General features: G+C 71.0%; 8 protein-coding genes. 3 read left to right on the forward strand and 5 right to left on the reverse strand.

Annotation, left to right across the window (positions count from 1 at the left end; genetic code table 11):
- Positions 1-15: 15 nt before the first annotated feature.
- The 3 genes from M1D56_RS13490 to M1D56_RS13500 form a co-directional block, all read right to left on the reverse strand.
- On the reverse strand, positions 16-1,362 hold the full coding sequence (locus M1D56_RS13490) for a copper amine oxidase (RefSeq protein WP_456283846.1): 1,347 nt from the start codon (positions 1,360-1,362) through the stop codon (positions 16-18).
- Positions 1,363-1,448: 86 nt separating this feature from the next.
- Positions 1,449-8,051, reverse strand: a complete 6,603-nt coding sequence (locus M1D56_RS13495; RefSeq protein WP_456283847.1) for a hypothetical protein — start codon at positions 8,049-8,051, stop codon at positions 1,449-1,451.
- Between the two features lie 418 nt (positions 8,052-8,469).
- Positions 8,470-8,883 (reverse strand): ArsR/SmtB family transcription factor, encoded by a 414-nt coding sequence (locus tag M1D56_RS13500; protein ID WP_271174412.1) that lies wholly within the window; start codon positions 8,881-8,883, stop codon positions 8,470-8,472.
- 69 nt (positions 8,884-8,952) lie between these two features.
- On the opposite strand from M1D56_RS13500, the gene M1D56_RS13505 reads away from it, so the two are divergent.
- Positions 8,953-10,392, forward strand: a complete 1,440-nt coding sequence (locus tag M1D56_RS13505; protein WP_456283848.1) for a TrkH family potassium uptake protein — start codon at positions 8,953-8,955, stop codon at positions 10,390-10,392.
- Positions 10,385-11,056, forward strand: a complete 672-nt coding sequence (locus tag M1D56_RS13510) for a potassium channel family protein (RefSeq protein ID WP_271174410.1) — start codon at positions 10,385-10,387, stop codon at positions 11,054-11,056. The genes M1D56_RS13505 and M1D56_RS13510 overlap by 8 nt, the downstream gene beginning before the upstream one ends.
- Before the next feature lie 9 nt (positions 11,057-11,065).
- Here the strand turns inward: M1D56_RS13510 and M1D56_RS13515 are convergent, their stop codons facing one another.
- A complete protein-coding gene (locus tag M1D56_RS13515; RefSeq protein WP_456283849.1) occupies positions 11,066-11,761 on the reverse strand; it encodes a potassium channel family protein in 696 nt (231 codons plus the stop codon).
- A gap of 26 nt (positions 11,762-11,787) precedes the next feature.
- Complete coding sequence (locus tag M1D56_RS13520; protein ID WP_456283850.1) at positions 11,788-13,251, reverse strand: TrkH family potassium uptake protein; 1,464 nt, start codon at positions 13,249-13,251, stop codon at positions 11,788-11,790.
- A 9-nt stretch (positions 13,252-13,260) separates the two neighbouring features.
- Between M1D56_RS13520 and M1D56_RS13525 the strand changes: the two genes are divergently transcribed.
- Positions 13,261-14,469: an FAD-dependent oxidoreductase gene (locus M1D56_RS13525; RefSeq protein WP_456283851.1), complete on the forward strand. Its 1,209-nt coding sequence runs from the start codon at positions 13,261-13,263 to the stop codon at positions 14,467-14,469.

Below are 14,469 nucleotides of genomic sequence, written 5' to 3' on the forward strand. Positions count from 1 at the left end.
CGCTCCCTCCCCTGCTCAGTCCTCCTCGTCGAGGCGGTACCACTTCCGGAACTCGCCCTCGAGCTCGCCGTTGAGCTCCTCGCGCCCGTCCGGCACGGCGACCCGCTGCGCCGTGAGGTCGCGCGGCCGCAGGGCGAACCCCTGCCAGTGCATGTCCATCGGCGACTGATCCTCATCGCGGACGACATGGTGGAAGCCCACGGCGACCCAGGAGACGACATCGCGCAGCTCCTCGTCCGCGGAGTCCTCGATGTAGTCGTGCACGCTCTGCCCGCACGTCGACCCCGCGCCGTTGCGGACGGCGAGCAGCTCGCACGGGTCGGCATTCGTGAACGCGACGTCGTACGCCTCCTCCTCGCCGTGGAAGAGGTGATCGTGGGTGAAGGTGAAGGTGTCGCTCTTGCCGAGATCGATCTCGTAGGAGATCGGACGGCCATCGGCGTTGAGCACGCCCGGGGCCAGGACGCGCCACCAGCGCCGATCCTCCCACTGCGCGATCGCCGGATGCTCGATGGCCCGCAGACTGCCCTCCACGATCGGCGCCTTCGGCCCCATCTCCCCCGTGTCCTCCGCGTCGTACTGCTCGACCGCGAGCGCGCCCGGATCGTCGAGCGCCCAGTGGACCCGCCAGACGGCGTTGTGGGAGTGGCTCGTCGCGTGCGCATGATCGCCCTCGCCCACCGCCGAGCCGTGCTCGTGGTCGCTGAAGTCGATCGGCGAGATGTCGCCGGTCGCGCCGAGGTCGGATCGGATGACGCCGTCGGAGCCGAACGAGTACTGCGTGACGTACTCGTACCATCCGACCTTCGAGATCGTGGAGAGCTGCCAGTCCTCGCGTCGCGCGGCGACGACCTCGCCGAACTCCCCCGATCGGTACCCGAGCCCGCCGTCGACGATGAGCGAGCACAGCACCTCGCGGTGACGGGTCTTGCCGTACGTGCCGTCGTCGATGTCGGGGATGTCCGTCGCGATCCGCTCCCCGACGCACTCCGTCTCGGTGAGGGTCTGCATCTTCGTGCCGCCGAAGCCGGCGTCGGTGAGGTCGTACGTGGTGTTCTCGCCCGAGTCGTAGGGGACCTCGAGCTGCGCGAGCGAGATCTCCTCGGCGATGAGGACGGGCTCGGCATCGGTCGGCGTGAAGCGGATGTCCGTGAGCACGAGGCCGCGATCGGGATCGACCTGCCAGCACATGGCCCACTCGGCGCCGTTCTCGAGGGCGTTCGCGAGCGGCTCGCCCTGATCGCAGTCGAACGTCGCGGCGTGCGGCGCCTCCTCGGGCGCTGCCTGCGGCTCATCCGTGCAGGCGGCGAGGCCACCCGCCGCCACCAGCGCGATCAACGCGGCCCCCGCTCGCCTTCGCATGCTCTCGATTCTCACAGAACTCCTCCCCCGCACACGCCGACGGCGGCCCCGTCTCCGAGGCCGCCGCCGGTGTGCGCGTCAGATGGTCAGTCCTTGCGGACCAGCCACTTGCTGCGGGTGGCGCCGAGCAGGATGCCCGTGCCGGCGAGGATCACCAGCAGCGCCAGCGGGATCGCGTCGAACTCGCCGCCGGTCGGCGAGAGCGGGCGCTTCTTGCCGCCGCTGTCGCCGTTGCCGTTGCTCGAGCTGTTCGCGTTCGCGTCGCTGTCGTTGTCAGCGTTCGCGTTGCTGTCGCTGTCCGCGGTGCTGTCGTTGTCAGCGTTGGCGTCGGACTCGTTGTCGGAGTCGGCGTTGCTGCTGCTGTCAGCGTTGCTGGAGCTGTCCGCGTTGCTGCTGCTGTCCGCATTGCTGGAGCTGTCCGCGTTGCTGCTGCTGTCCGCGTTGCTGGAGCTGTCCGCGTTGCTGGAGCTGTCCGCGTTGCTGGAGCTGTCCGCGTTGCTGGAGCTGTCCGCGTTGCTGGAGCTGTCCGCGTTGCTGGAGCTGTCAGCGTTCGCGTCGCTGTCGGCGTTGCTGCTGTCGTCGGCGTCGCCCTCGTTCGCGACGGTCAGCGGCGCCTCGACGACCGCGTCTCCGTCGGTTCCGACGACCGTGTAGTCGCCGGGCTCCGCGTCAGCGGGAACGGGGACGCACGTGCCGGCCGGCAGGTTGCCGTCGGCGTCCGCCGTGACGACCACCGGGTCGCCCACGGGGTTGCCATCGGCATCCGTCAGCTGGATCGTGACCTCCGAGTTCGGCAGCCAGCCACCCGAGACGACGTCGGCGCACGTACCGGGCGCCGCCGGGGTCTCGACCTCGAGCGTCGGCGAGTACACGTCGACGGTGTCGGACAGCTGCAGGCCCTCCGCGTCAGCCGCCGTGACGGTGAAGACACCGGCCTCGGCGTCCGCCGGGATCGGCACGACCGTGCCGGCCGGCACGTCGCCCTCGGCGTCGGTCGTCACGACCACGGGCTCGCCCGCGTCCGCGCCCTCGGGGTCCGAGAGCTGGAGGGTGACCTCCGACTCAGGGGCCCAGCCGCCCGACGTGATCTCCGACTCGCCGCCAGCCGGAACCGGCGACTCCGCGTCGAAGGTCGGCTCACCGGAGGCCGCGATGACCTCGACCGGTGCGGAGACCTCCGCGCCGTTCGCGTCGGTCGCGACGACCGTGTGCGCACCGAGTGCGGCGTCGGCGGGAACCGGAACCGTGGTGCCGGCGGGGACGCTGCCGTCCGCGTCGACCGTCACGGCCACCGGGTCGCCCACCGGCGCACCCTCGCCATCCGTCAGCTGCAGCGAGACCTCGCTTTCGCGGATCCAGCCGGACGACGTGACCTCGGTCGCGTCACCGGCCTCGACCGGAGACGTGGCCTCGATGACCGGCGCGTAGACCGCGAGCGGAGCCTCAGCCGTGTTCTCGTTGGCGTCCGTGCCGACGACCGTGAAGTCGCCCGCGGGAGCGTCAGCGGGAACGGGGACCGTCGTGCCAGCGGGGACGCTGCCGTCCGCGTCGGTCGGGACCGTCACCGGGTCGCCCACGGGGTTGCCGTCGGCGTCCGTCAGCTGGAGCGAGACCTCCGACTCAGGAGCCCAGCCGCCCGACGTCACCTCGGTCGCACCACCGGCCGGAACCGGCGACGTGGCCTCGAGCGTCGGAGCGATGATCTCCACGGTGTCGGAGACCGTGGCGCCGTTGGCGTCCGACCCGACGACCGTGAAGACGTCGTCGACCGTGGCGTCAGCGGGGATGGAGACCGTCGTGCCGGCGGGGACGCTGCCGTCCGCGTCGGTCGTGACGACCACCGGGTCGCCCACGGGCTCCCCGCCATCCGTCAGCTGGAGCGTGACCTCGGACTCGGGCACCCAGCCGCCCGACGTCACCTCGGTCGCACCGCCGGCCGACTCAGGCGAGGTGACCTCGATCGACGGCGCGTAGACCTCGATCGCGGCCGGGTCCGTCTGGACGCCGTTCTCATCGGTGCCGACGACCGTGTAGTCGCCCGCAGGAGCGTCGGCCGGGACCGGGACGACCGTGCCGGCCGGGACGTTGCCGTCCGCATCGGTCGTGACGACCACGGGCTCGCCCACGGGGTTGCCGTCGGCATCCGTCAGCTGGAGCGTGACCTCCGACTCGGGCAGCCAGCCACCCGACGTGATGTCAGAGGCGCCGCCGGCCGGAACCGGCGACTCCGCCTCGAGGGTCGGCGCGATGGCCGCGACCTCGACCGTGTCGGAGACCTCGGCGCCGTTCGCGTCCGTCGCGACGACGGTGAACACGTCACCCTCGGCGGCGTCGGCCGGGATCGGGACCACGGTGCCCGCGGGGACGGTGCCCTCGGCGTCGGTCGTGACCGGAACCGGGTCGCCCACGGGGTTGCCGTCGGCGTCCTCGAGCTGGAGCGTGACCTCCGACTCGGGCAGCCAGCCGCCCGACGTCACCTCGGTCTCGCCGCCGGCGATCTCCGGCGACGTGACGTCGATCACGGGAGCGTAGACCGCGACCGGAGCCGAGATCGCGTTGCCGTTCTCGTCGGTCGCCGTCACGGCGTAGTCGCCTGCCGTCGTGCCGGCAGGAACCGGGATGGCCGTGGCCGGGATGTCGCCGGCCGCGTCCGTCGTGGCCGGAACCGGGTCGCCCACGGGGTTGCCGTCAGCGTCCGTCAGCTGGAGCGTGACCTCCGACTCGGGCAGCCAGCCGCCCGACGTCACCTCGGTCTCGCCGCCGGCCGGAACCGGCGACGTCGCCTCGATGGCGGGAGTGTAGACCTCAACCGGAGCCGAGACATCGGCGCCGTTCGCGTCCGAGCCGACGACCGTGTACGCGCCCGCAGGAGCGTCAGCGGGGATCGGGAGGACCGTGCCGGCGGGGACGTTGCCGTCCGCGTCGGTCGTGGCCGGAACCGGGTCGCCCACGGGGTTGCCGTCGGCGTCCGTCAGCTGGAGCGTGACCTCCGACTCGGGCAGCCAGCCGCCCGACGTCACCTCGGTCTCGCCACCGGCGATCTCCGGCGATGTGGCCTCGATCGACGGCGCGTAGACCTCGACGGCGTCCTCGGCCGTGTTGCCGTTCGCGTCCGAGGCGACGACCGTGTAGTCGCCCGCAGGGGCGTCAGCCGGAACCGGAACCGCCGTGCCGGCGGGGACGTTGCCCTCCCCGTCCGTCGTGACCGTCACCGGGTCGCCCACCGGGTTGCCGTCGGCGTCCTCGAGCTGGAGCGTGACCTCCGACTCGGGCAGCCAGCCACCCGACGTGATCTCCGACTCGCCGCCGGCCGGAACCGGCGAGGAGGCGTCGACCGTCACCGCGCGGGCGACGATCTCGACCGTGTCGGAGACCTCGGCGCCGTTCGCGTCCGTCGCGACGACGGTGAACACGTCACCGGGGGTCGCGTCGGCCGGCGTCGGGACCGTCGTGCCGGCGGGGACGCTGCCGTCCGCGTCGGTCGTCACCGGAACCGGGTCGCCCACGGGGTTGCCGTCCGCGTCCTCGAGCTGGAGCGTGACCTCCGACTCGGGGACCCAGCCGCCCGAGGTGACCTCGGTCGGGTCACCGGCCTCGACCGGCGACGTGACCTCGATCGCGGGAGCGTAGACCGTGACCGGAGCCGAGATCGCGTTGCCGTTCTCGTCGGTCGCCGTCACGGAGTACTCGCCCGCGGGAGCGTCAGCCGGGACCGGGATGGCCGTGGCCGGGACGTTGCCGCCCGCGTCCGCCGTGACCGGAACCGGGTCGCCCACGGGGTTGCCGTCAGCGTCCACCAGCTGAAGCGTCAGCGGGGTGTCGGCCGGCCAGCCGCCCGACGTCACCGAGGTCTCGCCACCGGCCGGAACCGGAGACGTCGCCTCGATCGTCGGCGCGATGACGTCGACGGGGGCCGAGACCTCCGTGCCGTTCGCGTCGGTGCCGACGACGGTGTAGGCGCCCGCGGGTGCATCAGCCGGAACCGGGACGACCGTGCCGGCGGGGACGTTGCCGTCCGCGTCGGTCGTGACCGGAACCGGGTCGCCCACGGGGTTGCCGTCAGCGTCCGTCAGCTGGAGCGTGACCTCCGACTCCGGCAGCCATCCGCCCGACGTCACCTCGGTCTCGCCACCGGCGATCTCCGGCGACGTGGCCTCGAGAGTCGGCGCGTAGACCTCGATCGGGCCCTCGACCTGACCGCCTTCGGGGTCGGTGCCGATGACCGTGTAGTCGCCGGGCTCCGTGCCCTCGGGGATCGTGACGCACGTGTCAGCCGGGACGTTGCCCGCGCCGTCGGTGGTCGCCGTGACCGGGTCGCCGACCGGGTTGCCTGCCGCGTCAGTCAGCTGGAAGGTGACCTCCGTGTTCGGCTGCCAGCCACCCGAGACGATCGCGACGCACGCGCCGGGAGCGGCCGGGGTGAGCGGCTCGAGCGTCGGCAGGTACACCTGGATGGTGTCCTGCGCGGTCTCGCCGTTCGGGTCCGTTCCGACGACTGTGTAGTCGCCCGCCGGCGTGCCGGCCGGGATCGGCAGCGTCGTGCCCGCGGGGAAGGCGCCGGTGTCGTCGGTCGTCACCGTGATCGGGTCGCCGACCGCGTTGCCGTCGGCGTCCTGCAGCTGGACCGTCACGTCGACCGTGGGGTCCCAGTTCTCCGACGTGATCTCGGTCTCGTCGCCGGCCGGAGCAGGCGAGGAGGCGTCGAGCACGGGCGCGGTCGGGTCTGCGACGACGAGCGGCGACGTGATCTCGGCGCCGTTCGGGTCGGTGCCGACGACGGTGTAGTCGCCGGGCTCGGTGCCCTCGGGGACGAGGACGCACGTGTCAGCCGGGATGTTGCCCTCGGCGTCGGTCGTGACGACCACCGGGTCGCCGACCGGGTTGCCCGCCGCGTCGGTCAGCTGGAACGTGACCTCCGTGCTCGGCAGCCATCCACCGGACGTCAGCACCGAGCACTCCGTGGGGAACACGGGCGACTGGGCCGTGAGCGTCGGGGCGTAGACGGTGACCGGAGCCTCCGCGGTCTGCCCGTTCGGGTCGGCCGCGGTGAGCGTCAGCTCACCGGCCGGAGTGTCCGCGGGAACCGGGACGACCGTGCCGGCCGGGAACGCGCCGTTCGCGTCCGTCGTCACGACGACCGGGCCGCCGACGGGGTTGCCCGCAGCGTCCTCCAGCTGGAGGGTGACGTCGGTCGCGGGAGCCCAGCCGCTCGACGTGACGTCGATGTCGGTCCCCGCAGGAACCGGCGATTCGGCGTCCAGAGCGATCGCACAGGCGTCGACCCGGAGGCCGGCGTTGCCGATGTTGAACCGGCCGACGCCGCCCGCCACACCGAAGCTCAGCGCGGAGAGCTGGAGCGACGCGAGCGTCTCGCCGCCTGCCGGCAGCGTGCAGCTCGCGGTCTCCTGGTGGTTCAGCTGAACCGAGAAGACGTTGTCTGCGAAGAGCTCGATGAACGGGTCGAGAACCGCACGGACCGGAGCGGTGATCGTGTCGGTCTTGATCGTCTCGAACGCCTGGTACAGCGCACCCGCCGGGTCCGTCAGCACCGGGCTGAGCAGTCCGACCGCGGTCTGCACGAGCGGCACGGCCGTGCCACACAGAGCGACGCCGCCGAGGCCGCCGCCGACGCAGGGCTCGACGATGTCGCCCGAGAGGTTCATGGCGAACGCCGCCGTGCCCGCGACCGACGTGACGTCGAAGTCGATGACCACGCTGTCGAGCGAGTTGATCGCCGAGTCGAGAGCGACGTCGATCACCTTTTCGATGACGTCGTGGATGCTCGACGCGATGAACGGGTAGGTCTCATCGTCGATCAGCTCGGTGTTGGGGTTCTGGTTGTTGATCCCGATCGGGCGGTCGATGATGCCGTCGTCGTTGCCGCCGATCCGGGCGAGGTCGACCGTGATCGTGCCCTCGCTGAGGTTGATCGACGCGAGACCGTCGTCCGTCTCGATCGGACCGAGCATGACCGCATCGAGCACGTCCTGCTGAAGGTTGCTCGTGATCGTCGTCTCGACCGTCGCTCCAGGCACGAGCGTGCCGAGCCCGAGCGCGGTGTTGATCGTGTCGACGAGCGTCTGCTCCATCTGGCCTACGGCGTCGCTGAGGCCAGCGGCGGCCGTCTCAAGTGCAGGCGAGTGGAGTTCGAGCTTCATGTCGCCGACGCGGTACTGACCCGCGCCGCCGACCGCGTCGGGGTCCTGGAACTGTCCGTCGACGGCCTCGACCCACGCGCCGCCGAGCCCGAAGCTTAGGTCGGCCTGATCGACCGCCGGGTCCGTGACGCCGCCGAGACCGGCCGCCTGGAACACCGAGAGCAGGTTGATGCGCGCCGTGCCGAAGTCGGAATCGGTGCCGTCGAGCGCGAGCCCGCCGTCCGCACCGGCGATGCCGGTGATGGCCTCGCCGTTGCGGCCGTCGGTCGCGGTCGACTCGCTCTGGATGACGCCGAGCTCACCGAACTGGATGAACTGGTCCAGCGGGATGGTGTACCCCGCGCCGAAGTCGATGACCTCGGCTCCGACGAACGAGCCGCTGAACGCCTCGCGGTTCGGGCCGGGATTCGACACCGAGCCGGCGTGTGAGTGCGCGGCGCTGAGGACGTCGTCGCCGTTCAGCACCAGCTCGGCGATGTTCGCCTCGGCCTCGGTCGGCTCGTCCGGATAGGTGTTCAGTCCCGCGGCCATGGCCGCATTCGTGGTCGAGACGATCATCGCCGCGGCGACCGCGGCGGCTGTCCCGGTCAGAAGGCTGGGCAGCTGCCAGCGCTTCCTCCCCCTCGTGCCACCCCGAGCCGGCGGCAGATTTCGCTGTTGACGCATCAACCTTCGCCCTTCTATGTGACGCAACTCCCCCAAGTGCCGACACGGGTCGACCGAGCGCGCTCGTGATGCCAGTATTACGGGATCACATTCAGGTTGTCCACAGCCGATCAGAATGTTCCTCTCAGCGTCGCGAAGGCGCGCTCGAGCGATTCCGCGTCACGAAAATCGCCGGTCAACGGTGAGAGCGCTCCCCTATCGAATGAGAGCGGTCACATCGGCGCCGCGGCGCATGTGAGAGGGATCGGAGGCGCGGAAGCGCCCGCCCGGGGCGGGAGGTGGGTCAGGCCCCGAGACGACGCAGCGCCGACTGCACCACGTTCTTGGCGGACGCCGCGGCGCGGCCGACCGACTCCGCCACTCGTGCGGCCGGCTCCGGCAGGGTCGGCGCGTACGACGCGGCCTCCTCCGCGAGGTCGGACTCGTCGACGAAGAACGGCACGAGCCAGTCGTCGACCGCCTCGAGCGGCTCGGGCGACAGGCTGTAGTAGCGGTGCTGCCCTTCCTCGCGCACCGAGACGAGACCGGCCTCGCGCAGCACCTTGAGATGCTTCGAGACGGTGGGCTGGCTGACCCCCATCTCGGCGACGATCTGCGACACGCTCGTGCCGTCCTGGCCATCCGACGATCGGCGAAGCAGAAGCTGAAGGATGTCGCGCCTCGTGCCGTCCGCGATCACGTCGAAGATGTCCGCCATGCCGATAGGTTAGCCGCGCGCGCCGCGGAGTACCATGATGGGCGACTTCGGCGCGAAGGGGGAGAGCGGATGGCGGCGAGCCGGTCGGCGGCACTGGCCGGCGCGTTCAAGGATGCCGGGCGGGAGCTCGGCCAGTTCTTCCGCGACTTCACGACGTCCTCGCCGGCGCGATTCGCCATCCTCGTGTTCGTCTCGCTGATCCTCATCTTCACGGCGCTGCTGTCTCTGCCGATCGCGAGCGACGACCGCTCGCGCACCCCGCTGTCGGACGCGCTCTTCACGGCCGTCTCGACCATCTGCGTGACCGGCCTGTCGACAGTCGACATGGCGACGCACTGGTCGGCGTTCGGGCACGCCGTCATCTTCATCGGCGTCAACATCGGCGGGCTCGGCGCACTGACCCTCGCGTCGCTGCTCGGCCTCGTGATCTCGAAGCGGCTGGGCCTGCGCGCCAAGCTGATCGCCGCGGGCGACACCAACCCGCTGCGATCGCACGGGGGCGTCGTCAACGAAGGACAGGCCGTTCGCCTCGGCGAGATCGGCCAGCTGCTGCGCGTCGTCGCCCTGTCGACCCTCGTCATCGAGGTGGTCGTCGCCGTGCTCCTCTACTTCCCGATCGTCTGGGCCGGGTACAGCTGGCTCGACGCCGCGTGGATCGCGCCGTACTACGCCGCGATGTCGTTCACGAACACGGGCTTCACGCCGACCGTGGGCGGACTCGAGTCGTTCCACACCGACTACTTCTTCCTGACCGTCCTCATGATCTCGGTGTTCCTCGGCAGCATCGGGTTCCCCGTCATCTACGCGCTCTCGCGGCAGCTCACCCAGCCGCACCGCTGGCCGCTGCACACGAAGCTCACGCTCGTCACCACCGTCATCCTGTTCGTCGCGGGCGCGGCGGTGTTCCTGGTTCTCGAGTACGGCAACCCCGGGACCTGGGGCGAGAGCGATGCGTGGGACACGACCTTCCAGGCGTTCTTCCTCAGCGCCATGACCCGGTCCGGGGGCTTCTCCGTGATCGACCCCGGCGAGCTGTATGAGTCATCGATGCTCGCCGCGTCGATGCTCATGTTCGTCGGCGGCGGATCGGCGTCGACCGCGGGCGGCATCAAGGTGACGACCCTCGCCGTGCTGGCCCTCTCGGTGTGGTCGGAGGCCAAGGGCCGACGCAGCGTCGAGGTCTTCGGGCGGCGCATCCCCAGCGACGTGCAGCGCGTCGCCGTCGCGGTTCTCGCCTGGGGCGCCACGATCGTCGCCCTGTCGACCATCATCATCGCGCAGATCACCAAGGCACCCCTCGCCGAGGTGCTGTTCGACGTCATCTCCGCGTTCGCGACCGTGGGGCTCTCCACCGGCCTCACGGCGGAGCTGCCCGACTCCGCCGTCTACGTGCTCGCCGTCACGGTCTTCATGGGGCGCGTTGGTACAGTGACCCTCGCCGCGGCCGTGGCCGCGACCTCCAAGTCGCAGCAGTACGCGCTGCCCGTCGAAAGGCCCATCGTTGGTTGAGCAGATCCGCAGCGACGCGCCCGTCCTCGTCATCGGACTCGGGCGCTTCGGCGCCGCCTGCGCGGGCGAGCTCGACCGCCTCGACCGCGACGTCCTCGCGATCGACGACAACCTCGATCTCGTGCAGAAATGGTCCGAGCGCGTCACGCACGCCGTGCAGGCGGATGCCCGCAGTCTCGAGGCGCTCCAGCAGATCGGCGCCGGCGACTTCCAGGTGGCCGTCGTGGCCGTCGGCTCGTCGATCGAGGCGTCGGTGCTCATCACCGCCAACCTCGTCGACCTCAAGGTGCCGCAGATCTGGGCGAAGGCCGTCTCGCAGTCGCACGGCAAGATCCTCGCCCGCGTGGGCGCGAATCACGTCATCTACCCCGAGCGGGAAGCAGGAGAGCGCGTCGCCCACCTCGTGAGCGGCCGCATGCTCGACTTCATCCGCTTCGACGACGACTTCGTGCTCGCAAAGATGTACCCGCCGCGGTTCATCCGAGGCCGCGGTCTCAACGAGTCGGGCGTCCGCTCGAAGTACAACGTGACCGTCGTCGGCGTGAAGAGCCCCGGCAAGCCGTTCCGCTACGCCGAGGCGAACACGGTCGTGACGAACCACGACCTCATCATCGTCTCCGGGACGAACGAGGACATCGAGCGCTTCGCCTCGCTCGATCGCTGAGCAGCGCGCTCAGCGCAGCTGCGCGAACGACTCGACGCGCCGGGTCGGCCCGACGACGAGCACGACGTCGCCCTCATGCAGCACCGTGTCGGCGTCGGCGTTGGCCCACTCGTTCGACGCTCCGCGGAACGCCGCGATCGTCACGCCGTGTCGCCGACGCAGGTCGGTCTCGCCGAGCGGCACCCCCTGCACCTCGGCGGGAGCCGCCGTCTTGACGATCGCGTAGCCGCGATCGATCTCGAGGTAGTCCGAGGCGGCGCCACGGACGAGATGCGCGACACGGCGCCCCATGTCCTTCTCGGGATAGATGACGTGGTGCACGCCCAGCTGCTCGAGGATGCGACCGTGCTGCTCGTCGACCGCCTTCGCCCAGATCACCGGGACGTTCAGCTGCAGCAGGAGCGAGGCGACGAGGATCGACGCCTTGATGTCGGTGCCGATCGCGAGCACGACGCGGTCGAACTCGTCGACGGCGAGCTGACGGAGGACCTCCTCCTTCGTCGCGTCCGCGCGCACCACCTGGGTGAGCTGCGCGTTGTGGTCCTGCACCACCTCCTCCGAGCCGTCGATCCCGAGGACCTCGGTGCCCGACGCCATCAGCTCGAGCGCGAGCGAGCTGCCGAACCGGCCGAGCCCGATGACGGCGACCGAGTCGGCCTCGGCGATGCGGCGAGACGTGTCGCCGAATGAGAGGAACCTGCCCATGGATTCGATCCTTTCCGCCGGCGGCATCAGCCGATCGCCGGCCGCTCCTTCGGGAGCTCGTATGAGACGCGGCGCTCGCGCAGCGCGAGAGCCGAGCCGAGCGTGAGGGGGCCGATGCGGCCCAGGAACATCAGCGCGACGAGGATGAGCTTCGCCGCGTCGGGCAGATCGGCCGTGATCCCGGTCGACAGCCCGACGGTCGCGAACGCCGACACGGCTTCGAAGAGGACCGCGTCGAGATCGAGCTCCGTCATCGTGAGGATCGCGATGACGCCGGCCATCACGGCGGCGATCGCCATGAGGACGACGGAGATCGCCTCGCGGTGCACCGCGCGGGACAGGCGCTTGCCGAAGACGTTGACGGCCGTGCCCCCGCGCAGCTCGGTCCAGAGGATGAAGAGGAGCACGGCGAAGGTCGTGATCTTGATCCCGCCCGCGGTTCCGGCCGGCCCGCCGCCGATGAACATGAGCACATCCATCCCGAGCCACGTCTCGTCGTGCATCTGGCCGATGTCGAGCGAGTTGAATCCCGCGGTGCGCACCTGCACGGCGTGGAAGAAGCCCGCGAGGATGCGCGTCGCCGGGTCGAAGGCACCCAGCGTGCCGGGGTTCTCCCACTCGATCACCGTGATGTAGACCGTGCCGAGGACGAGCAGCACGACCGTGCCGGCGAGCACGATCCTCGTGTTCATCGTCCAGTGCAGGGGCCGCCCGATCTCGCGCCTCAGCTGCCGGAGCACGGGGAAGCCGAGCCCGCCGAGGATGATCGCGGCGCAGAGCGGGAGGCAGATCCACGGGTCGCCGACGAAGGACATGAGGTTGTCGCTGTACAGCGCGAAGCCGGCGTTGTTGAACGACGACACCGCATGGAACACCGCGAGCCACGCCGCCTCGCCCGCCGAGGACCCGTAGCCCACGACGAACCGGACGAACAGCAGCACGGCCACGACGCCCTCGATCGCGATCGACGTCGCGAAGATGCCCCACGCGAGCCGCCGGACATCGCCGATGGCGTCGGCTTTCGCCTCCGCGACGGCGTTGAGCCGTGAGCGCACGCTGAGCTTTCGGGCGAGGACGATGCCGACGAGCGACGCGAACAGCATGATGCCGAGCCCGCCGATATGGATCAGCGCGAGGATGACGACGAGTCCGAAGGGGCTCCAGTGAGCCGCCGTGTCGACGACCGTGAGGCCGGTCACGCAGAGCGCGGACGTCGCGGTGAACACCGCGTCGACGGGGTCCGTGAATTCCCCCTCGGCATTCGAGATCGGAAGCCAGAGGAGCGCGGTGCCGACTGCGAGCGCGAGTCCGAAACCGGTGACGATCGCCTGCGCGGGAGCGAGGTGCCGGAGCCGTGCGCGGTGTCGCCGCGACGACGTCGCTGAGAAGAGCACGAGGAAGCACGATACTCCTGCTTCGCGCGTCGCACGGACGACGCGCACTCCCCCGCTCTCGTGGACGCCCTTGCCGTCATCGGCTGGTCGCCGCATGATGGCTCCGTGCCCGCGCAGCGCAGAGCCCCGAGCCGGATCGACGCCGACTGCGTCATCGCGGGCGGCGGGCCGGCGGGCCTCATGCTGGGCCTGCTGCTCGCGCGGGCAGGCATCGATGTCGTCGTGCTGGAGAAGCACGGCGACTTCCTCCGCGATTTCCGCGGCGACACCATCCATCCGTCGACGCAGGAAGCGCTGCACGAGCTGGGCCTGCTCGACGACTTCCTCGCCCTCCCCCACGCGGACACAGAGCGGATTACGGTGAGCTGGCACGGCGAGGAGGGCGTCATCGCCGACTTCTCGCGTCTGCCGCTGCGGCGTCGCGTCATCACCTTCATGCCCCAGTGGGACTTCCTCGACCTGCTCGCCCGCGCGGGCGAGCAGGAGGCGTCCTACCGGCTCCTCCGGTCGACGCGCGTCGAGGGTCTGCTCCGCGACGCCGATGGCGTGACGGGCGTGCGGGCCGTCGGGCCGGACGGCCCGCTCGAGGTCCGCGCGCGGCTCGTCGTCGGGGCGGATGGCCGCGACTCGCGCGTCCGCGAGCGCGCGGGCCTCGTGCCGCGCGGGAAGGCCGCGGGCATGGACGTGCTGTGGTTCCGCCTGCCGAAGCGCGCTCGCGAGCGCCACCCCTTCGTGCAGGCGGGAGCGGGCATGATCATCGCGATCGACCGCGGCGACTTCCTCCAGGTCGCCCACGTCATCCCCGCGGGCGGCTGGCAGGGCAGCGCGGCGGATCTCGCGCGCATGCGCGACCGCATCGCGCGCATCTCCCCTCGCCTGTCAGAGGCGGTCTCCCGCCTGACGCCCTCCGACGTCCACCTCCTGCGGGTGCGGATCGAGCGCCTGCGCCGGTGGTGGTCGGAGGGGCTGCTCTGCATCGGCGACGCCGCGCACGCCATGTCGCCGGCGGGCGGCGTCGGCGTCAACCTCGCGCTGCAGGATGCGATCGCGGCCGCGCGGATCCTCACCCCGGCCCTCCACGCGGGCGGCGCTGTGCCCGGCAGCGTCCTCCGGCGCGTGCAGCGGCGACGCGCGTTCCCGACGATCGTGACCCAGGCCGTCCAGCGCCGGATGCAGGCGCCCCTCCTGGCCGAGCGCGCGCCCGGTGCTCCCCTGCCCCTGATGCTCCGCCTGCTGCGGGATCACCCGCGGCTGACCCACCTCACCGGGAGGTTCGTCGGGATGGGCGTGCGCCCCGAGCGCATCGGCCGCTGA

The sequence above is a fragment of the Microbacterium sp. JZ101 genome, assembly GCF_053903175.1.